Origin of the sequence: Actinotalea ferrariae (assembly GCF_019733465.1) — a bacterium.
In the GTDB taxonomy this organism is placed as follows: Bacteria; Actinomycetota; Actinomycetes; order Actinomycetales; family Cellulomonadaceae; genus Actinotalea; species Actinotalea ferrariae_A.
The window spans coordinates 1-20,796 of the sequence record NZ_JACVQL010000149.1 but is presented as its reverse complement, the minus strand read 5'-3'; the positions used below and the strand labels follow the sequence as shown (position 1 = coordinate 20,796).

At 73.8% G+C, this 20,796-nt stretch carries 17 protein-coding genes; 5 read left to right on the top strand and 12 right to left on the bottom strand.

What is annotated here, in order from left to right:
• From ICW40_RS12235 to ICW40_RS12215, 5 genes are all read right to left on the bottom strand, one after another.
• The coding region (locus ICW40_RS12235; RefSeq protein WP_221654299.1) for a glycosyl hydrolase 53 family protein at nt 1-2,204 on the bottom strand (2,204 nt) is incomplete at its 3' end.
• A 58-nt stretch (nt 2,205-2,262) separates the two neighbouring features.
• Complete coding sequence (locus ICW40_RS12230; protein WP_221654298.1) at nt 2,263-3,150, bottom strand: sugar ABC transporter permease; 888 nt, start codon at nt 3,148-3,150, stop codon at nt 2,263-2,265.
• Nucleotides 3,151-3,152: 2 nt separating this feature from the next.
• Nucleotides 3,153-4,763: an ABC transporter permease subunit gene (locus tag ICW40_RS12225; protein ID WP_221654297.1), complete on the bottom strand. Its 1,611-nt coding sequence runs from the start codon at nt 4,761-4,763 to the stop codon at nt 3,153-3,155.
• Nucleotides 4,764-4,833: 70 nt separating this feature from the next.
• A complete protein-coding gene (locus ICW40_RS12220; protein WP_221654296.1) occupies nt 4,834-6,084 on the bottom strand; it encodes a sugar ABC transporter substrate-binding protein in 1,251 nt (416 codons plus the stop codon).
• 159 nt (nt 6,085-6,243) lie between these two features.
• Nucleotides 6,244-8,265, bottom strand: coding sequence for a beta-galactosidase (locus ICW40_RS12215; RefSeq protein ID WP_221654295.1), 2,022 nt, complete (start codon nt 8,263-8,265; stop codon nt 6,244-6,246).
• A 177-nt stretch (nt 8,266-8,442) separates the two neighbouring features.
• On the opposite strand from ICW40_RS12215, the gene ICW40_RS12210 reads away from it, so the two are divergent.
• The gene (locus ICW40_RS12210; protein ID WP_221654294.1) at nt 8,443-9,483 is read left to right on the top strand and encodes a LacI family DNA-binding transcriptional regulator; all 1,041 of its coding nucleotides are present in this window, start codon (nt 8,443-8,445) and stop codon (nt 9,481-9,483) included.
• A 110-nt stretch (nt 9,484-9,593) separates the two neighbouring features.
• Here the strand turns inward: ICW40_RS12210 and ICW40_RS12205 are convergent, their stop codons facing one another.
• Nucleotides 9,594-11,735 (bottom strand): acyl-CoA dehydrogenase family protein, encoded by a 2,142-nt coding sequence (locus ICW40_RS12205; RefSeq protein WP_221654293.1) that lies wholly within the window; start codon nt 11,733-11,735, stop codon nt 9,594-9,596.
• A complete protein-coding gene (locus ICW40_RS12200) occupies nt 11,732-12,550 on the bottom strand; it encodes a TetR/AcrR family transcriptional regulator (protein ID WP_374199151.1) in 819 nt (272 codons plus the stop codon). Before ICW40_RS12200 ends, ICW40_RS12205 begins: the two co-directional genes overlap by 4 nt.
• A 171-nt stretch (nt 12,551-12,721) precedes the next feature.
• Here ICW40_RS12200 and ICW40_RS12195 point away from each other — a divergent pair, with 171 nt between their 5' ends.
• The 3 genes from ICW40_RS12195 to ICW40_RS12185 are packed head-to-tail and all read left to right on the top strand — an operon-like array spanning nt 12,722 to nt 16,336.
• On the top strand, nt 12,722-14,053 hold the full coding sequence (locus ICW40_RS12195) for an acetyl-CoA C-acetyltransferase (protein WP_221654292.1): 1,332 nt from the start codon (nt 12,722-12,724) through the stop codon (nt 14,051-14,053).
• Entirely contained in the window at nt 14,050-15,405 is a 1,356-nt protein-coding gene (locus ICW40_RS12190; RefSeq protein ID WP_221654291.1) for a 3-oxoacyl-ACP reductase, read from the top strand. The genes ICW40_RS12195 and ICW40_RS12190 overlap by 4 nt, the downstream gene beginning before the upstream one ends.
• 31 nt (nt 15,406-15,436) lie before the next feature.
• Nucleotides 15,437-16,336 carry a MaoC/PaaZ C-terminal domain-containing protein gene (locus tag ICW40_RS12185; protein ID WP_221654290.1) on the top strand — a complete coding sequence of 300 codons (900 nt, stop codon included), beginning with the start codon at nt 15,437-15,439 and terminating at the stop codon, nt 16,334-16,336.
• 22 nt (nt 16,337-16,358) lie between these two features.
• Here ICW40_RS12185 and ICW40_RS12180 read toward each other — a convergent pair whose 3' ends face one another.
• From ICW40_RS12180 to ICW40_RS12165, 4 genes are all read right to left on the bottom strand, one after another.
• On the bottom strand, nt 16,359-17,357 hold the full coding sequence (locus ICW40_RS12180; protein WP_308121776.1) for a GNAT family N-acetyltransferase: 999 nt from the start codon (nt 17,355-17,357) through the stop codon (nt 16,359-16,361).
• A gap of 39 nt (nt 17,358-17,396) precedes the next feature.
• Entirely contained in the window at nt 17,397-18,140 is a 744-nt protein-coding gene (gene purQ / locus ICW40_RS12175) for a phosphoribosylformylglycinamidine synthase subunit PurQ (protein ID WP_221654289.1), read from the bottom strand.
• Nucleotides 18,137-18,394 (bottom strand): phosphoribosylformylglycinamidine synthase subunit PurS, encoded by a 258-nt coding sequence (purS, locus tag ICW40_RS12170; protein WP_221654288.1) that lies wholly within the window; start codon nt 18,392-18,394, stop codon nt 18,137-18,139. Before purS ends, purQ begins: the two co-directional genes overlap by 4 nt.
• 130 nt (nt 18,395-18,524) lie before the next feature.
• Nucleotides 18,525-19,433: an SDR family oxidoreductase gene (locus ICW40_RS12165; RefSeq protein ID WP_221654287.1), complete on the bottom strand. Its 909-nt coding sequence runs from the start codon at nt 19,431-19,433 to the stop codon at nt 18,525-18,527.
• Nucleotides 19,434-19,543: 110 nt separating this feature from the next.
• On the opposite strand from ICW40_RS12165, the gene map reads away from it, so the two are divergent.
• A complete protein-coding gene (map, locus tag ICW40_RS12160; RefSeq protein WP_221654286.1) occupies nt 19,544-20,326 on the top strand; it encodes a type I methionyl aminopeptidase in 783 nt (260 codons plus the stop codon).
• Nucleotides 20,327-20,338: 12 nt separating this feature from the next.
• Here the strand turns inward: map and ICW40_RS12155 are convergent.
• A partial coding sequence (locus tag ICW40_RS12155; RefSeq protein ID WP_221654285.1) for a zinc-binding dehydrogenase occupies nt 20,339-20,796 on the bottom strand: 458 nt, incomplete at its 5' end.

Genomic DNA, 20,796 nt, shown 5'->3' with positions numbered 1-20,796 from the left:
GCCGGGCTCGGGGCCGGCGTCGGGCGCGCGACGAGGGCGTCGATCGCCGCGCGGAGCTGCGCCGACGCGCCGTCGACGCTCACGGCGCCCGGGCTCGGCGACCCGAGCACGAAGCCCGCGCGCTCGAGCGCCCGGTCCAGCGCGCCGAGCGACTCGTCCGTGTACGCCTCGCGGTCGACGCCCTCGGCCTCGACGACGAGCGCGGCCAACGCCGCGGTGTCCACCACCGGCTGCGTCGCCTCGGCGACGAGCCGGAAGTCGTCCATCGTGCCCCACGCGCCCGCGCTGAGCGCCAGGCTGGCGGAGACGATGACGACGCCGTCGGCCCCCACGGTGATCGGCTCCGTCTGCGGCGTCTGCCAGTTGTCGTAACCGGCGAGCGCGAAGTCCGCCGACACGGACGAGATGCCCGAGCTGGCCGTGATCCGCAGCGTGTCGGACGGACCGGCGTCGCCACCCTGCGCCTTGGCTGAGAGCCGGTACCGGCCCGCCGGCACGTCGGTGATCGTCTGCTCGATCGAAAGGGTGTACGGGGCGTCCGACCAGAAGTGCGTGGAGCGCGCACCCTCGTACGGGTCGTCCGTCGCGCTGACCGTGAAGCCCGTGCCCGTGCCCGTCCAGGGCGCGACGCCGTCCTCGAAGCCCGGGTTGACGACCAGGTTCGCGCCCTCGTCCACGTCGGCGAGGACCGTCACGGTCGCCGTCGTGCCGTGGCCGGACGCGGTGACGCCGTGGAAGACGAAGACGCCCGGGCCGGCGGCCCAGTCGACCGGCTCGCGCCACGTGACGGCCTCGGTCTCGGTCGTGCCGTCGGTGTAGGCGACGTCGACCGTCCCCGGCAGGGCGATCTGCTCGCCGTCGACGACGGTCAGGCGGGGCTGCGAGACGGAGTCGACCTGGCGCGGTGCGACCGAGCCGGTCCGCGCGTACTCGTACACGCGCAGGGACTCGAGCGGCGTGCCGTCGAACGCGAACAGCGCCTGGTTGTCCCAGCCGGAACCGCCGTAGGCGTCGGCCCACTCGCCGCCGAGGAGACCCTCGGGGTCGTAGAACTCCTGGGACCACGTGGTCGCCCAGCCGGAGCCGTGCTCCTGCCACAGGTCCCAGTTGGCGTCGACCTGGTCCGGCGGGCCGACGGGCAGCCACGCGGGCTCCCAGTAGAAGGTGCCCAGACCCCTGCCGTCGGAGACGTCGGCGACGGCCTGCATGACGTCGCGCACCGCGAGCGCCTGACCCTGGACCGAGATCGAGTACGGGACGGTCTGCTCGCGGATCGAGTTCGGGTAGCCGTCGCCGTCCTCGAGCGTGTACGCCCACGACGTCTCGGCGACCGCGACCTCCTTGTCGTACGTCGTCGCGACCTGGTCCAGCACCGCGGTGAGGTTCTCCGGGGTGCCGTGCCAGAACGGGTAGTAGGAGCTGAGGAAGACGTCGTAGTCGACCCCGCGCGCGTCGAGCTCCTGGGCGGCCGCCGCGTACTGCCCGGCGCGCTCGGGGTTGGTGAAGTGCACCGCGACCTTGACCTCGCTGCCGAGCGTGTCCCGCACGGCGCGAGAGCCGGCGTCGAACAGCGCGGCCGTGCTGTCCCAGCCGCGGGTCCCGGCGATCTCACCGCCCGTGGTCTCGTTGCCGACCTGCACCATCCCGACGTCGACACCGGCGTCGTCCATCATCTGCAGCGTCTGCGCCGTGAAGTCGTACAGCGCCTGCGGTCGGTCGGCCGGGTCGACGGCGCGCCACGCGCGGGGCAGGTGCTGCTGCCCCGGGTGCGCCCAGAAGTCCGAGTAGTGGAAGTCCACCAGGACGCGCATCCCGGCCTCGGTCGCGCGTCGCGCGATCTCGGTCGCTCGGACCGGGTCGACGTCGCCCCCGCCGTAGCCCTGGGTCGGGTCGGTGCTCAGGAAGGGCTCGTTCCAGACCCGCACGCGGGCCCAGTTGACGCCCGCGTCCGCCAGGACCTCGAACAGGTCGGCGTCGTTGCCGTCGAAGTCCTTGAACGTCACGCCGCTCTCCTCGAGCGACAGGACGGTCGAGAAGTCCGCGCCGTTGATCCAGTCCGCGCCCATGCCCTCGACCCGCGGCACGGTGATGCCCGCCTCGACGGGTCCCTCCGCCGCCTGGGCGCCGACCGCGAGGCCGCCGACCGCCAGGGCGACGGCCACGGATCCCCCGGTGATGGCCCCGGGGCGTGATCGCATCGTCATCGATGTGTCCTTCCGATCGTCGGTGATCAGGGCGTCGCGCGGGCGCGCGGCGCGGTCCTCAGCCCTTGACGGAGCCGGCCGACAGGCCGCCCACGATGTAGCGCTGCAGCGACAGGAACAGGGCGAGGATCGGCAGGGCCCCGACCATCGCGCCGGCGGCGAACAGCCCCCAGCGGGACGTGAGCTGGTTCGACACCCACTGGTACATGCCGACCGCCAGCGTCCAGTTGTCCTCGCTGGTCAGCACGATCCTGGCGAGGATGAAGTCGCCGAAGGCCGAGATGAAGGCCAGCAGCCCGACGACGGCGAGGATCGGCAGCACCAGCGGCATGATCAGCCGCCAGAAGATCTGCGCGTGGCTCGCGCCGTCGATCCGGGCGGCCTCGTCGATCTCCTTCGGCACCGTGTTGAAGAAGCCGTACATGAGGAAGGTGTTCGCGCCGAGGGCCCCGCCGAGGTACACGCAGATGAGCGCCAGCTTGGAGTTCAGCCCCAGGGCCGGGACCACGTTGCCGAGCGCGATGAGGAGCAGGAACACGGCGACGAAGGCCACCGTCTGCGGGAACATCTGGATGATCAGGAGGCTGGTGAGCGAGGCGCGTCGTCCCTGGAACCTGAAGCGGGAGAACGCGTACGCGGCGGCCGCGCCCATGAGGACCGCGCCGAACGCGGCCGCGCCGCCGATGAGCAGGGTGTTGCCGACCCACGTCCAGAACCGCGTGCCGCCCAGGGCCTCGTAGTTGACCAGGCTGATCTCCTGGAAGAGGCTCGTCGAGCCCGACAGCGAGCCGCGCCGGTTCAGCGACGCCGAGAGCGCGTACACGAGCGGGAACGCCGCGTAGAACATGATCACGGCGGCGAGCGGGTACTTCCACCCGATCTCGGCCCACCAGCGACGGCGGCCGGCGGGGGTCGGCGGTGCGACCTCGGGGTACGGGACGGCCATGATCAGATCTCCTCGAGCTTGCGCGTCCGGCGGAAGGCGACGGCGGAGATGACGCCGATGACCACGAAGACGACGATCGACAGCGCGCTGGCCAGCCCGTAGTCGGCCCGCCCGCCCTGGACGCCGGACAGCTGGTAGATCGCCGAGATGAGGATGTCGGTCGAGCCCATCGGCACGCTGGTGCCGCGGAAGGCCGGCCCACCCTCGGTGAGCATGTAGATGATCGTGAAGTTGTTGAAGTTGAAGGCGAACGAGGCGATCGCGAGCGGCGCCGTGGAGATCAGCAGCAGCGGCAGCGTGATGGAGCGGAACGTCCGCCAGCGCCCGGCGCCGTCGACACGGGCGGCCTCCATGGTGTCCGGGGGCAGCGCCTGCAGGGCCCCGGTGCACACGAGGAACCAGTAGGGGTAGCTGAGCCACAGGTTCACCCAGAGGATCGCGAGCTTCGCGAGCCACGGGTCGCCGAGCCAGTCCACGTTCGCCCCGAGGAAGAACCACTCGTTGACGACGCCGAACTCCGAGTTGAGCATGCCCCGCCACAGCAGCGCCGACATGAACGCCGGGAACGCGTACGGGAGGATGAACACGGTCCGGATCAGCTTGCGACCGCGCAGGCGCGGGTCGTTGTAGATGATCGCGAACAGCAGCCCCAGCCCAAAGCTCGACAGGACCGTGAGGATCGCGAAGCCGAAGGTCCACAGCGTGACCTGCAGCAGCGGTCCGGCGAACGCACCGTCGGTGAAGGCGCGCACGAAGTTCTCGAACCCGACCTGGACGTACCAGCCGGTGGGGAGCCGCTCGCCGTCGGGGCTGACGAAGTTCCCTCGGTCGTCCGGCGAGTAGACGACGCCGGCCTCGGTGTCGGTGATGGTGAGCGCGTCGGGGTCCCACTCGAGGTTCGAGGTGTAGACGGCGCCCGTCGCCCCCTCGCGCGTGCGCAGCGAGCCGTCCTCCGCCGCGTCGGACACGGGCACCCGCAGCTCGACGACCCGCTCCTGCAGCTCGGCGTCGGTGAACAGCTCGGCGCGCGGGACCACCTCCCAGCCGGGAACGGCCGTGGGCACGCCCTCGTCGTCGACCTCCGCACCGTCGACCGGGCCCAGCGGCTCCTCGGGGGTGCCGACCCGGACCTCGCCGTCGGCGGAGACCGCAAAGCCGAGCACGTCGCCGTCGCGCACCACCGCGAGCGGGAACGTGGGCGAGTCGTCGGTGCGCCGCTCGCCCTGGATGAGCGCGGCGTCGACCGCCTGCTGCATGGAGCCGAGGTGGCCGGTGCCGTAGTTCGTGAAGGCGACGTAGCCCGTGTACACGAGCGTGAACACCTGGAACGCGCCGAGGAAGACCAGGCCGGGGAACAGGTACTTCATCGCCAGCGCGCGGCGGGAGAAGTAGACCCAGTCCGCCGCGACCAGGAGGACGACGAGCGCGCCGAGGACCACCCAGGCGCCGACCTGGTAGGCGGAGAGGATCGCCGTGACGCCGAAGGCGTTGATGAGCATCATCACGAGCAGCTTCGCGACGAAGCCCCAGCCGGGGCCGCGCCAGCTCCGCGCATGGGACTCGGTCGCGGTACCCCGCGCGCGCTGCGGGGCCTGCACCTGGTCGACGGGCATCCGGACTCCTCGTGGTCGATGACGTGGCCCGGGGCGGGGCGGGGGATGTCCCGCCCCGGGCCGGTGGGTGCTAGCCGCCGATGGTGCCTTCGATGTTCTCGACCATGGCCGTCCAGGTGGACGCCGGGTCCTCGCCGTTGATCAGCGCGATCTGCGCGGCGTTCCAGAAGTCCCACACGGAGCCCATCTCGGGGATGTTCGGCATGGGGACGCCGTTCTGCGCGGACGCGAGGAACCCGGCGATGACCGGGTCGTCCGCGACCTGCTCGGCGACGGCCGTGAGGGCCGGGATGCGCGGGTCGGCCTCGTACAGGGCCTGCTGCGCCTCGTCGGCCGCCATGTAGTTGGCGAGGAACTCGTTCGCGAGGAGCGCGTTCGACGACTGCGCCGACAGGTAGAAGCCCTGCACGCCGACGAACGGCGCCGCCGTCTCGCCGCCCGCGGACGGGATCGGGCCGACCGCGACCTCGACGCCCGCGTCCTGGTACGTCGGGATGGTCCACGGACCCTGGACGATGAACGGCGACTGGCCGGTGGCGAACAGCTCGTTGCCGATGTCGTAGTCGACGGTGTCGGTGAAGTAGCCCGTGCCCGCCGCGCCGTTGGCGTGGATCCACTGCGCGTAGGCGAGGCCGCCCTCGCCGCCCATGCCGACCTCGCTGGTGTACGAGCCGGACTCGTCCTGGACGAAGACCGGTGCGCCGAACGACGTCTGGAAGGCGTAGGACGTGTACATGTCGCCCTTCGCACCGCTCGTGTAGAGGATGAACGGCCGCTCCGCGAAGCCCGCGTCGGTCGCCATCTGGATCATCTCGTCCCACGTCGCCGGGGCCTGGTCGCCGACCAGCGCGACGTTCTGGATGAGGGCGACCGCCTCCTGCGCGTACGGCAGCGCGTAGAGCTGGCCGTCGTAGGTGAACGCCTCGAGCGTGACCTCCTCGAAGTCCGCGCCCCGCTCGCCGATGTCGATCGTGTCGACGACGCCGGACTCGACGAACTCGCCGAGCCAGTCGTGCGCGCCGACGGTGATGTCCGGGCCCTCGCCCGTCGGGACCTGCGCCAGGAAGTCTGCGCGGAGGTCCTCGAAGTTCTTCTGCACGACGGTCACGGTCGCGCCGGTGTCCGCCTCGAACTGGGCCGCAGCGGCCTTGATGGCTTCCTCCCGCTCGGCGTCGGACCAGACGACGAGCTCGGCGCCCGAGCCCTCGGCGGCGGCGGGGGACTCGGCGGTGGTCTCTTCGGGTGCGGGGTCGCCGCCGCCGCAGGCGGCCAGGAGAGCGGTCGACGCCAGGGCGACGCCGAGCGCGATGTGCTTGCGCATGTGTCTTCCTTCCAGAAGAAGGCCGCCTCGCGCGTCGATGGGATCGCGACGCTGCGACCTGGTGGTGGTGCCTGGTGGTGGTGCCTCGTGGTGGTGAGTGGTGCTGGTGCGGGATGGTGCTGGAGCAGGGATGACCCTGCGCGCTCCCGCGCGGACGTCTCAGCGACCACCTCCCTGCGGTCGCTGCGTCGTCCGGAAGACGGCGACGTCGCCGGCGGGTATCTCGAACTCGCCGTCGACCGGCTTGCCCGAGAGCAGCTCCATGCCGACGACGTCGAGCGCGGCCGGCTCCGCGCGGTGGTTCACGGCGAACACGTAGTCGGCGTCGTCCCCGTGCCGCGTGACGACCTCGAGGCCCTCGGGCTGCCCGCCGGGTTCGATCCCGGCGTCGCGGTAGACCGCGGCGAGCACGGGGGCGAGAGCGCCGACGCCGAGCCGCGTGCTGACGTACCAGCCCGCGCCGGCGCCGTGCGCGTGCCGCGTCACGGCCGGCATGCCGTCCGCCGGTCCGCCGCGATAGGTGCCGCGCACCTCGGCCCCGTCGACCACGAGGTGCTCGCTCCAGACGTCGGCCTCGAGCACCTCCCCGTCGAGGTCCACCACGCAGGTCTCGCCTGTGCGCAGCGGGAGGAACTCCTCGACGGCGACCCCGAGCGCGTCGCGCAGCGGGGCCCCGAAGCCGCCCGGGTGCACCGCGTCGTGCTCGTCGACGACGGCGGCGAAGCACGACACGAGGAGCGTCCCGCCGCCGTCGACGTAGCGGGTGAGGTTGGCCGCGCCCTCGGCCGTGAGGAGGTACGAGGCCGGCGCGACGACGAGGCGATAGCCGGACAGGTCGTGCTCGGGGTGCGCGAAGTCGACGGTCACGCCGTCGCGCCACAGGCGCTCGTAGTAGGCACGGACCCGCTCACGGAAACCGAGCGCGTCCGACGGTCGCCACTCGAGGTCCTGGGCCCACAGCGACTCCCAGTCGTACAGCACCGCGACCTCCGCGCGCACGCGCGAGCCGCGCAGCTCCGCGAGCCTGCCCACGTGGTCGCCGAGGGTCACGACCTCCCGGAAGACGCGCGAGCGTGGACCGGCGTGCGGGAGCATCGCGGAGTGGAACTTCTCGGCGCCGGAGCGCGAGGCGCGCCACTGGAAGAACATGACGGCGTCGGCACCGCGCGCCAAATGCGCCATGGCGTTGCGCTCCATCTCGCCGGGACGCTTGGCGACGTTGACGCCCTGCCAGTTGACGGCCGACGTCGAGTGCTCCATGAGCATCCACGGACGCCCGCCCGCGACGGATCGCGTGAGGTCGGCCGCGAGCGCCAGGCCCACCTGGGCGTCGCTGTCCGGCGACCAGAGGTAGTGGTCGTCGGAGACGACGTCGACCTCCTGCGCCCACGTCCACAGGTCGGTGTTCCACGACTGGTGCGCCATGAAGTTGGTCGTGATCGGCTGCGACGCGTGGGCACGGATCGCGTCCCGCTCGATGCGGAAGCACTCCCGCAGCTGCTCGTCGGTGTACCGGGCCCAGTCGAGCCGCATCGCGGGGTTCGGCACGGACGGCATCGCCGCCGGCGCCACGACGTGCTCCCAGTCGTGGAACGTCTGCCCCCAGAACGCGGTGCCCCACGCCGCGTTGAGGGCGTCGAGGCTCCCGTGGCGGCGCTGCAACCACACGCGCCAGGCCGCCACCGACCGCGGCGAGAAGTCCTCCCCCACGGGGACGCCGTACTCGTTGTGGACGTGCCACATCACGACGGCCGGGTGGTCGGCGTAGCGATGGGCCAGCTGACCCGCGACGCGCGCGATCGCCGTCCGGTACTCGGGCGCCGCGTGGGAGGCCATCCCGCGGGAGCCGAAGCCGAGCACGGTGCCGTCCGCGGCCACCACGCGCGCCTCGGGATACGCGGCGAAGAACCACGCCGGAGGTGACGCGGTGGGGGTGCCGAGGTCGACGGCGATCCCGTTCGCATGCAGCAGGTCGAGCAGCTCGTCGAGCCACGCGAGGTCGAACGAGCCCTCGCTCGGCTCGAGCGCGGCCCACGAGAAGATGCCGACGCTGACGAGGCTGACCCCGGCGTCGCGCATCAGGGCGACGTCCTCGTCCCAGACGTCGCGCGGCCACTGCTCGGGGTTGTAGTCACCGCCGTACGCGATCCCGTCGAGCGCGGGCCAGGGGAACACGGTCATGACTCTCCGTCGGGTCGGTCGGCGCCGTGCGCCGGGTGCAGCGTGTGCGGGAAGGCTACCTGTGACCGGTCACGGGCTGACGGCCGGATTCCTTTCGTGACCAAACTGTGACCGTTCACAGCCCGACGCGACCGAGGACGCCACGACGGCGCGTGCGCGCGGCTACGCTCTTCAACCGTGGAACCCAGCGCCCGGTCGACGGCCGCACCAGCGGCGACGACCAGGCGCCGCCCGACGATCCGCGACGTCGCCGCCGCTGCCGGCGTCTCCTACGGCACCGTCTCCCGCGTCATCAACGGCGGGCACTGGGTCTCGCCCGCCGCCCGCGAGGCGGTCGAGAACGCGATCCGCGCGACGGGCTACACCGCGAACCACCACGCCCGCTCGTTGGCCACCGGCAGGGCGGGCTCGCTCGCGTTCCTCATCACCGAGCCGCAGGACCTGCTCTTCGCCGACCCGACCTTCTCCATCCTCCTGCGCGGGACCGCGCAGGCTCTGACCGAGCGCCACATGACGCCGGTGGTGCTGCTCGCCAGCACGGAGACCGAGCGCGAGAACGTCGCCCAGTTCGTCGGCGCGCGTCACGTCGACGGCGTCCTGCTCGTCTCCTCCCACGAGCGCGACCCGCTGCTCGACGCCCTGCTGGCCGCCAGGGTGCCGCTCGTCGTGTGCGGTATCCCGCTCGGCCACGACGACGACGTGCCGACGGTCAGCGTCGACGAGGTCGAGTCCGCACGCACCATGACGCGCCACCTGCGCGAGCGCGGCCGCCGGCGCATCGCCATGATCACCGGCCCGGCGGACACAGGTGGCGGCCGCTACCGCCTCCTCGGGTACCGCGAGGAGCTGGGCGACGCGTTCGACCCGCTGCTCGTCGAGGAGGGCGACTACTCCCCCGAGTCGGGTGCCGCCGCCATGGCCGCGCTCCTCGAGCGGGCACCGGACCTCGACGCCGTCTTCGCCGCGTCCGACCGGATGGCCGCCGGCGCGATGAGCACGCTCCGCCGTGCCGGCCGCACGGTGCCCGACGACGTCGCCGTCGGCGGGTTCGACGACTCCGGGCTCGCGGAGTCGCTGGATCCGCCGCTGACGACCATGCGCCAGCCGTTCGACGAGATCGCACGCGCGATGGTGGACCTCGCGCTCGACGTCATCGAGGGTCGCGCGGTGACGTCGAGGGTCCTGCCGACGACGCTCGTCGTCCGCGAGACGACCTGACCCGCCGCAACGGCGTCCTCCGGCTCGGGCGTGGTCGACCCCGACCGTGAGCCACCCGCGCGCCGCCCCCGACCGTCAGGTCGCGGGCGGCGCGTGGGACTGGCCGACCGTCAGGTCGGGTTCGGCGCGGCCGGCGCGACGGCCGAGGACGGCACGCCCGCCGCCGTACCGGTCGGCTTCACGTTCTTCTCCGGGATGGGCAGGTCGCCGCTCGCGCGGAGCCGGCGGTAGTGCTCGCGCGCCTCCTCCTGCCGCACGGCCTCCGCACCGCTCGCGATCGGTGCGCGCACGAGCTCGGGGCCGTAGCCGAACGCGTCGACGAGGTCCTGCGCGTGCGGCCGCAGACGGGCCAGGAGCCGGTCGACGTACGACGTCACGGTGCGGGCGCGGCCGGCCGAGAGCCGGCCGTGGATGAGGTACCACGCCAGGTTGCGCTCGATCGTGACGAGGCCGAAGAGGTCCCGGAGCCACGTGAGCACCTGCCGCGTGCCCGGGTCCTCGACCTTCTCCAGACCCGCGGTGAACGCCTCCCACTGGAGCAGGTCGGCGTGGGCGCGCGCGCACTCGATGAGCGCGTGCTGGTGCTCGTTGAAGCGGCGCGCGGCCTCGTCCTTGGGGGCCTTCATCGCCGGGCGCAGCGCCTCGGCCACCTCCGCGACCATCGTCTCCACGCGGTCTGTCAGCAGCTCGCGCTGCGTGCTCGTCTCCCGCAGCTGACCGGCGGACCGACGCGCGTCACCGCCGTCGGCGAGCGTCTGCACCACGCGCAGCAGCGGCGTGCGGTGCAGCGCGGCGTCGGCGGCCCGGCCGGCGACGTATCGCGCGACCGTGCCGGCGTCGAGGTCCTTGAACTCCTTGGCGTGGTCCGCGAGCAACCGCTTGGCGACGAGCTGCAGCAGGACGGTGTTGTCGCCCTCGAACGTCACGTAGACGTCCATGTCCGCCCGCAGCGACGTCAGCCGGTTCTCGGCCATGAACCCGGCGCCGCCGCACGCCTCGCGCGCACCCTGGAGCGCCGACAGCGCGTGCCAGGTGGACGCGGTCTTGAGCGCCGCGGCGATCGTCTCGAGGTTCTCGCGGTCCTCGTCCGAGTCCTCGCGACCGGAGAAGACCCCGTCGAACGTCTCGAGAAGGCGCTCGTGCGCGAAGGCGCCCGCGTAGGTCTGGGCGAGCAGCGGCAGCAGGCGACGCTGGTGCTCGGCGTAGTCGAGCAGGACGACCTCGTCGGCCGGCGACGGACCGGCGAACTGCCGACGCTCGTTGGCGTACGTGATCGCGATGATCATCGCGAGCTTGCTGACGTTGACGGCCGCGCCGTCGAGGGAGACGCGGCCCTGCACGAGCGTGCTGAGCATCGTGAAGAAGCGCCGGCCCGGGCTCGCGATGGGCGACGAGTACGTGCCGTCGGGCGCGACGTCGCCGTACCTGTTGAGCAGGTTCGTGCGCGGGACACGGACGTGCGTGAAGTGCAGGCGGCCGTTGTCGATGCCGTTGAGGCCACCCTTGAGCCCGTCGTCCTCGCCGCCGACGCCCGGCAAAAACTCGTTCGTCGCCTCGTCGCGGATCGGCACGTAGAAGGCGTGCACGCCGTGGTTGACGCGCGGACCGCCGGGCACCTGCGTGATGAGCTGCGCGAAGACGACCGCCGCGGTGCCGTGGATCGCGGCGTTGCCGAGGTACTCCTTCCACGCCCCGCGGAACGGGGTGTGGATCTCGAACTCCTGCGTCTGCGCGTCGTACGTGGCCGTCGTCGCGATGCTCGCGACGTCGGAGCCGTGACCCGTCTCGGTCATCGCGAACGCACCGGGCACCTCGACGGACATGGCACGCGGCAGCAGGCGCTCGTGGTGCTCGGCCGTGCCGAGGTGGAGGATCGCCGACGCGAAGAGCCCCCACTGCACGCCGGCCTTGATCTGCAGCGACGGGTCGGCGGCGATGACCTCCTCGAACCGCGCCAGGCTCCCGCCGTGGTCGTCGGCGCCGCCCAGCGCCGTCGGGAAGGCACGGAGCACGTCGCCCTCGGCGGCGAGGATGCGCAGCTGCTCGAGCACGCGCTCGCGGTGCTCGGCCATGGGGAGGCCCTCGACGCGGTGCAGGCGCGGGTCGGCGAGGAACTCGCGCGCGCTGCGACGCACGTGCGCCCACCGCCCGAGGAGCACCTCCTCGAGGGCCGGCACGTCGACGCGCACCTCGGGTGACGCGGGCGCGCGGCCCGTCCCGGTCGTAGGGCGCTTCTCGCTCAGGGTGGTCATGACTGCTCCTCGGCGGTGAGGTCGGTCGAGCCGGTCGGGTGCGCGCCGTCGGCGACGCGCGGGTCGGTGGAGTCCGTGCGGGCGCGGGCGAGCACGCTGACCGGCCCGGCCCAGAGCCAGGCGGTGACGCGCTCGGTCAGCTCGGCCCGCGTCGGGGCGTCGGGCCCGTCGCGGTGGCTCAGCCACCACTCCCCCGAGCCGCGGACGAAGCCGACGGCGCCGGCGGCCCACACGTCCGCCTCGGCGGGGATCGTGGTGGCCGCGTCGGCCGTGAGGATGCGGGCGAACGGGCGCGCCACCATGTCCGCGACGGCGTCGAGGAAGTGGCCGAGCGGCGCGGACGCGTCCTCGCTCGTGGGGCGCGTGACGAACCAGTAGACGTTGGGCGACGCCTCGACCATCTCGAGGTAGACGTCGATCATCGCGCGCAGCCCGTCACGCGGCGTCGCGGCGGTTCGGGCGGCCTCGTCGAGCGCCGCGTGCATCTGCGCCACGACGGCCTCGCCGACCGCGACCTGCAGACCCGTCTTGTCGACGAAGTACCGGTACACGATCGACTTCGACGTCCCGGCAGCCGCCGCGATCTCCTCCATGGAGACGTCGGGGCCCGTGCGGTGGACGGTGCGTCGCGCGACCTTGACGAGCTCGGAGCGGCGTGCGGCGCGATGGTCGTCCCAACGGCGCGAGCGACCGTCGGCGACGTCCTGCGCGAGGACCTCCTCGACGGGGCTGTCCGTGCGCACACCGAGCACGCCGGCCTGCGGCGCGGTGCTCCGCGCCGACGGCGTCGAGGGTGTCGGTGTGACGGGACTCACGAGACCGACAGTATCAGGTACTGTGGGTCGCAGGCACTAGCACGGCCCTCGCCCGACCCGTCGGGACGGAGGTCCCCTGCCGTGCCGGCCCGCTCGACCACACCGGCTCCACGACCGGTCCAGACCGGTTCCGACCACCCGCTCGACACCGACGCGAGAGGACCCCGTCCCATGGCGGCACCCCGCACCACCACCCCCGCACCCGGCGTGCCCGCGGCCGGCCTGCGCCGCGCCGTCGTCGTGGGGGGCAACCGGATCCCGTTCGCCCGCGCAGGCGGGCCCTACGTCCGTGCAAGCAACCTCGACATGCTCGGTGCGGCGCTCGACGGGCTCGTCGCGCGGTTCGGTCTCGCGGGCGAGCGCATCGGCGAGGTCGCCGCAGGCGCCGTCCTCAAGCACTCCAAGGACTTCAACCTCGCCCGCGAGGCCGTCCTCGGGTCGCCGCTGTCGCCCGAGACGCCGGCGTACGACCTGCAGCAGGCGTGCGCGACGGGCCTCGAGACCGTCGTCGGCCTGAGCAACAAGATCCGGCTCGGCCAGATCGAGTCGGGCATCGCGGGCGGCGTCGACTCGACGTCGGACGCGCCGATCGTCGTGAGCGACGCGCTGCGCCGCATCCTGCTCGACATGTCGCGCGCGAAGACGCCCCAGCAGCGGGTCGCGACCGCGATGCGCATCCGCCCGCGCCACCTCGCACCCTCGGCCCCCACGACGGGCGAGCCCCGCACGGGCCTGTCGATGGGTGAGCACCAGGCGCTCACGACGGCGGCCTGGAAGATCACGCGCGAGGCGCAGGACGAGATCGCCCTCGCGAGCCACCACAACCTCGCCGCGGCGTACGAGGCGGGGTTCTTCGACGACCTGCTCACGCCCTACCGCGGGCTGACCCGCGACGCGAACCTGCGCGCCGACACGTCGCTCGAGAAGCTCGGGTCGCTCAAGCCGGTCTTCGGCAAGAGCCTCGACACGCCGCCCACGATGACGGCGGGCAACTCCACGCCCTTGTCCGACGGCGCCTCGACCGTCCTGCTCGCGAGCGACGCCTGGGCGGCCGAGCGCGGGCTGCCGGTGCTCGCGACGGTCGTCGACGCCGAGGCGGGCGCCGTCGACTTCGTGCACGGGCGCGACGGGCTGCTCATGGCCGGCGCCCACGCGGTGCCGCGCCTGCTCGCGCGCAACGGGCTCACCCTCCAGGACTTCGACCTCTACGAGATCCACGAGGCGTTCGCCGCCACCGTGCTCTGCAACCTCGCGGCGTGGGAGTCGGACGAGTTCTGCCGCGAGCGCCTGGGCCTTCCGGGCGCGCTCGGCTCGATCGACCGCAGCCGCCTCAACGTGCACGGCTCGTCGCTGGCCGCCGGGCACCCGTTCGCCGCGACGGGCGGGCGCATCGTCGCCACCCTCGCCAAGGCGCTCGCCGCCAAGGGCCCCGGCAGCCGCGGCCTCATCTCCGTCTGCGCTGCCGGTGGGCATGGCGTCGTCGCGATCCTGGAGGCAGCGTGACCGACACGTACCTGGACCTGGTCAACACCGGGTTCACGAAGAAGCTCGCCAAGCAGCTCAAGCTGCCGCGGCCCGCGGTGCTCCGGCGCCACGAGGCGGGCGCACCGCTCGTCCCCGGGCCCGTGCTGCTCGTCGCCGACGCCGGGGCGGAGGCCGATGCGGATGCCGTCGCCGAGCAGCTGCTCGCGTGGGACCTCGACGTCCACCGGCACGTGGGGGACGACGACCGCCTGGGCGCGGTCGTCCTCGTCCTCACGGGCCTGACGACGCCGGCGGACCTCAGCGCGCCGGTGCTCGCCGCGGCGCCGGCGCTCAAGCGCCTGGCCCCGGGCGGGCGCGTCGTCGTCCTGTCCCGGGCTGCGGGTGAGCCGGGCGCCGTGCCGGCGGCCGCGGCCGCGGCGCGCCAGGGCGTCGACGGCATGCTGCGCTCTCTCGCCAAGGAGCTGCGGGCCGGCGCGACGGGCAACGGGGTCGTGCTCGCCGAGGGCGTCGAGGTCGGCGCGCCGGGCGTGACCGGCACCCTGCGCTTCCTGCTGTCGGGCCGTTCGGCGTTCGTGGACGGCCAGCTGGTCCAGGTCACGTCGACCGCCGGCACGGTGCCCGCGGACTGGGAGCAGCCGCTCGAGGGCACGGTCGCCGTCGTGACGGGTGCGGCGCGCGGCATCGGCGCGGCGATCGCGCGGACGCTCGCCCGGGACGGGGCGACCGTCGTCGCCGTCGACGTGCCCGCGGCCGGCGAGGCGCTCGCGGCGGTCGCGAACGAGGTCCGCGGCTCGGCGCTCCAGCTCGACGTCACGGCCGACGACGCCGCGGCCAAGATCCTCGCCCACGTCGCCGCGCGGCACGGGCGCCTCGACGTCGTGGTGCACAACGCGGGCATCCTGCGGGACAAGCTGCTGGTCAACATGTCGCCCGAGAAGTGGGACGCCGTGCTGGCCGTCAACGTGACGGCACCGCTGCGGATCACCGAGGAGCTGCTCGCCTCCGACGCGCTCGGCCCGACCCCCCGCGTCATCGCGCTCGCCTCGACGAGCGGCATCGCGGGCAACCGTGGCCAGACGAACTACGGGGCGTCGAAGGCCGGCGTCATCGGCATGGTGCGGGCGTTCGCGCCGCGCGTGGCCGCGCTCGGCGGCACCGCCAACGCCGTCGCGCCGGGGTTCATCGAGACGGACATGACGGCGAGCATCCCCTTCGCCACGCGCGAGGTCGCCCGGCGGCTCTCGTCGCTGCAGCAGGGCGGGCGGCCCGTGGACGTCGCGGAGGCCATCGCGTTCCTCGCGTCGCCGCAGGCGGGCGGCGTCAACGGCCAGGTGCTGCGGGTGTGCGGGCAGAGCATGGTGGGCGCATGAGCACCGCGACCGCCCGCACCGGGTGCCGGGCATGAGGGCCCCGCGGCGGGTCGTCGAGCTCGCGGCGATGCCGCCGCTCGCGCGGACCTACGTCAAGGGGCTGAGCACGTCGGCCGTGGCCATGATGGCCCCGCGCCGGCCGGTCGGGCCGGACGAGGTGCCCGCCGTGGACCTGCTGGTCCGCGACGTCGCGGCCGACGTCGAGCGGCTCACCGCCTACCAGCACCTCGTCGGCGAGCCGGCCGGCGACCTGCTGCCGGCGGGATTCGTCCACGTGCTCGCGTTCCCCCTGCAGACCGCGCTCATGATCCGGCAGGACTTCCCCCTGCCGCTGCTCGGGATGGTGCACCTCGCCAACCGGGTCGAGCAGCGGCGTCCCGTGCCGCTGGGCTCGCTCCTCGACGTCCAGGTCGGCGCGCGGGACCTGCGCGCGCACCGTGCGGGCACGACGGTCGACCTGGTCGGGGAGGTCCGCGTCGACGGCGAGACCGTGTGGACGGGCGTGTCGACCTACCTCGCCCGAGGCGTCCGGCTCGCGGGCGGCACGGCGCCCGCGGCCGAGCGCCGCGCGGCCTGGACGCCGCCCACGCCGACGGGCGAGTGGCGCCTTCCGGCCGACGTCGGCCGCCGCTACGCCGCCGTCTCGGGCGACCGGAACCCGATCCACACGTCGTCGCTCGCGGCCAAGGCGTTCGGCTTCCCGCGCACCATCGCGCACGGCATGTACACCGCGGCGCGCGCACTCGCCGACGTCGGCCCGGCCGCACGGGGCGAGGCGTACCGCTGGGACGTCGAGTTCGCCGCGCCCGTGCTCATCCCGGGGACCGCGGCGGTGCGGGTGTCGCCCGGCGAGCACGGGCACGAGTTCGTCGCGTGGAACGCGCGCAAGGGCAAGAAGCACCTCGAGGGCCGGGTCACGCCGCTCGGCTGAGCGGTCGCGGCCCCCTGGAGGGTCACCAGGAGGCGACGGCGAGGACGTCGAGCGCGACGTCGTCGGGCGCGCGCGCGTCGGTGGTGACGACCGCGTCGTCGGCGCCCGCGGCGTCCAGCACCGCCTCGAGCTCGACGGTGCGCGCGAGGTGCCAGTCCCGCGAGGCGCCGGCCGGCTCGCGGGCGGTCAGCCGCGCGCGCCGCTCCTCCTCGCTCGCGGTGAGGCGGACGACGCGGACGTCCGCGCCGTCGAAGGTCGCCTCGTAGCGCTCGCGGTCCGCGGCGTGCTCGACCACGCGCGCGAGCACGACGTGCCGGTAGCCGGCCTCGCGGAAGCCCCCGGCCGCCGCCTCGAGCGTGCGGAAGGCGAGCCCGGTCGCGTACGGGTCGCCGTCGGGCGCCGGCCACACCTGGCAGAGCGCGTCCACGTCGACCCACGCGTGCGGGACGCCGCGCTGCTCGAGCAGCCGCGCGACCGCCGCGGCGACGGTCGTCTTGCCGGAGCCGACCGAGCCGTTGACGAGGAGCACACGCGTCGTGAGGTCCGCCGCGAGCCAGCGGGCGTAGCAGACGGACGACGGCTCGTCGACGTACGGCCCGTAGCGCGCGATCCGCCGGTAGCCCGCCGAGCGGTAGAGCCCGATGGCCTCCGGCTGACGCACGCCGGTCTCGAGGATGAGCCGCCGCAGGCCGCGCTCGGTCGCGATCGCCTCGAGCTCGCGCAGCACGAGCCGGGAGAGTCCCCGTCCCCGCGCCGCCGGGCGCACGAACATGCGCTTGAGCTCGCCCCACCCCTCGCCGTACGCGGGTGCGGCGCGCAGGGAGCCGCATGCGACGGCCGCGCCGTCGACGCGCACCAGGACGTTCGCGAGCATCTCGTCGGGCGGCAGCTCGGGCTCGATGTCCTCGACGCCGTCGTACCGAGCCGCCAGCTCGGCCTGCTGCTCCACGCGCAGACGGGCCGCGTCGTCGTCGTGCCAGGGCACGCGCTCCGTCGTCACGGACGGCGGCAGGGCGGTCACGGGGACAGGGTGCTCATGCGGGCGGCGCGGCCGCTCGGGTCAGCCGACGAGGGTGCTGAGCACCGACGTGAAGAAGCGCAGGCCGTCCGTGCCGCTGCGCGGGCCTGCCTCGCCGTCCGGCCCGAAGCCGCGCTCGACGGCGTGCTCGGGGTGCGGCATGAGACCGACCACGTTCCCCGCGGCGTTCGTGATGCCCGCGATGCCGCGACGCGAGCCGTTGGGGTTCCAGCCCTCGTAGCGGAACACCACGCGGCCCTCACCCTCGAGCTCGTCGAGGTCCCGATCGGACGCGACGTACTGGCCGTCCTGGTTCTTGAGCGGGATCACGATGTGCTCGCCGCGCTCGTACTCGCGCGTCCAGGCCGTGTCCGCGTTCTCGACGACGAGCACCTGCTCGCGGCACAGGAACGTGCGGTGGTCGTTCTTGATCATCGCGCCGGGAAGGAGGTGCGCCTCGCACAGCACCTGGAAGCCGTTGCAGATGCCGAGCACCGGCAGACCGCCGCGCGCCGCGTCGACCAGCGGCCCCATCACCGGCGCGAAGCGGCTGATGGCGCCCGCCCGCAGGTAGTCGCCGTAGGAGAAGCCGCCGGGGAGCACCACGGCGTCGACCCCGTGCAGGTCGGCGTCCGCGTGCCACAGCTGGACGGCCGCGCCACCCGCGAGCCGTACGGCACGGGCGGCGTCGCGGTCGTCGAGCGTGCCGGGGAACGTGACGACGCCCACGCGCGCGCCGTCGACGCGGCTCTCGGCGCCGGGACGCTCGATCGTGGGGGCGCTCATGCCTGCTCCTCCGCCGCCGCGACGCGCACGACGTCCTCGATCACAGGGTTCGACAGAAGGGTCTCGGCCGCGCGCCGCACGGACTCGAGCACCTCGTCGGTGACCTCGCCCTCGACCTCGAGCTCGAACCGCTTGCCCTGCCGGACGCTCGTGAAGCCCTGGAAGCCCAGGCGCGGGAGGGCGTTGGCCACAGCCTTGCCCTGGGGGTCGAGGATCTCGGGCTTCGGCATCACGTCGACGACGACTCGTCCCACAGAGGGCTCCTGGGTCTGGTGCGGGGGGAGGCGTGCCCAGGGTACCTGCGGCGTCCGGCGCCTCGCCGCCGTGCCCATCTGTCGGCTGCCGCTCGCTCCTCGCGCGGCTCGGGCGCCGGTGCGGACGCCGTCAGGGGCGCCGCCAGTCGTGCGACTCGAGGTGCGAGCCCGCCTGGGGGCCCATCCCGAGCATCCCGCCGTCGACGACCCACGACGCGCCGTTGACGTAGCCGGCGTCCGGTCCGCACAGGAACGCCACGGTGGCGGCGATCTCGCGCGCGTCACCAGGCCGCGCGACGGGGATGCCCGGCCGGTCCTTGCCCTCGACCGGGGACTCGTCCTCCTGACCCGTCATGGGCGTCGCGATCTCGCCGGGCGCGACCGCGTTGACGGTGATCCCGTGCTCGGCCAGCTCGAGGGCCGCGACCTTGACGAGCAGCCCGAGGCCGCCCTTGGCCGCGCAGTACGGCGCGGCCCCGACCCGCGGCGCGTGCTCGTGGACCGACGTGATGGCGACGATCCGTCCCCCGCGGCCGGCGGCGACCATGCGGCGGGCCCCGGCCTGAAGGCACGCGAAGGCGCCGTCGAGGTCGACGCTGACGACCTCGCGCCACGCGTCGAGGTCCATCTCGAGCAGGAGGGTCGACGTCCCGGTGCCCGAGCACAGCACGAGCGTGTCGATGCCGCCCATCTGCTCCGCGAGCTCGTCGACCACGCGGGCGCCCGACGCCGGCTCCCGCAGGTCGAGGTGCGCCACGTACGCCGACGCACCCGCCGCGCGGACCTCGTCGGCCGTCGCCTCCGCACCCGCCTCGTCCTCGTGCCACGTGATGCCCACGTGGCGGCCCCGCGCCGCGAGCGCGACCGCGGTCGCGCGCCCGATGCCGGAGTCCGAGCCCGTGACGACCACGCGTGTCGGCTCGAACCGGGGCGGGCGGCGGGTCGGCTCACCGGCGGTCGCCGAACCGCTGCCGCTCTGGGCGCCCGCGCCGGTGCCCGTGCCGCCTGCGGTGGTCGGGGTCGAGGGCTCTGTCGTCATCGTCGTCTCCGCTCGGTCGTCGTCGTCCCCTCTGTGTAGGTCGCGACCGACCGGGCGGCAACCGGACCGCGCGACTGGGATAGTGGGCCGTCCTGCGAGAGAGGCACCCGATGATCGAGATCCTGAACCCCACCGAGCTGGCGCGGGCCAGGGAGACGGGCGCGCTCGTCGCCGAGATCCTCCAGACCCTCAGGTCGCGCAGCACCGTGGGCACGAACCTCCTCGAGATCGACGCCTGGGCGCGCGAGATGATCACCGCCGCGGGGGCCCAGTCCTGCTACGTGGACTACGCGCCGTCCTTCGGCCGCGGCCCGTTCGGCCACTACATCTGCACGTCGGTCAACGACGCCGTGCTGCACGGCCTGCCGCACGACTACGCGCTGGCCGACGGCGACCTGCTCACGCTCGACCTGGCCGTCTCGCTCGGCGGCGTGGTCGCGGACTCGGCGGTCAGCGTCGTCGTCGGCGGCTCGGCACCGGCCGGGGCCGAGGCGCTCATCGGGGCGACCGAGCGCGCGCTGGCCGCGGGGATCGCGGCCGCGGGGCCCGACGTGCGCCTGGGCGACGTGTCGCACGCCATCGGCTCCGTGCTGGGCGAGGCGGGCTACGCGATCAACACCGAGTTCGGCGGGCACGGGGTCGGCTCGACGATGCACCAGGACCCGCACGTGGCCAACACGGGACGGCCCGGACGCGGCTACCGGCTGCGCCCCGGGCTCCTGCTCGCGCTCGAGCCCTGGATCATGGCGGACACGGCGGAGCTCGTCACCGACGCGGACGGCTGGACGCTCCGGAGCGCGACCGGGTGCCTCACGGCGCACAGCGAGCACACGATCGCCATCACGGACGACGGCGCCGAGGTCCTCACCCTGCCGAGGCGTCCGCAGGCCTGAGGCGGGGCCGCGTCACGGGACGACGACGGTCATGCCCGCCGCCCCGGCCGGCGCCGGGCTCCCCATCGCGGCGAGCGCGGCGCCGGCCGCGTCGAGCGGGATCACGGCGCCGACGAGGCGGTCGGGCGCGAGCTCGCCGCGCGCCACGGCGTCGAGCATCGCGGGGTACTCGTGCGCGGCCATGCCGTGGCTGCCGTGGATCGCGAGCTCCCAGGCGACGACGCGGTCCATGGGCAGCGCCGTGCTCGCGTGCTCGGCGAGCAGCAGGCCCACCTGCACGTGCCGTCCCCGCCGGCGGAGGCCGAGGACCGATGCCGCCGCGGTCATCGGGTCGCCCAGCGCCTCGACCGAGACGTGCGCCCCACCGCCGGTGGCGTCTGCCACGAGCTCGCCGACCCGGTGCGCGGCGGGACGCGCGCCGACGTCGCCCGCCCGGCCCGCGGCTGCGGGGTCCAGGACGACCTCGGCGC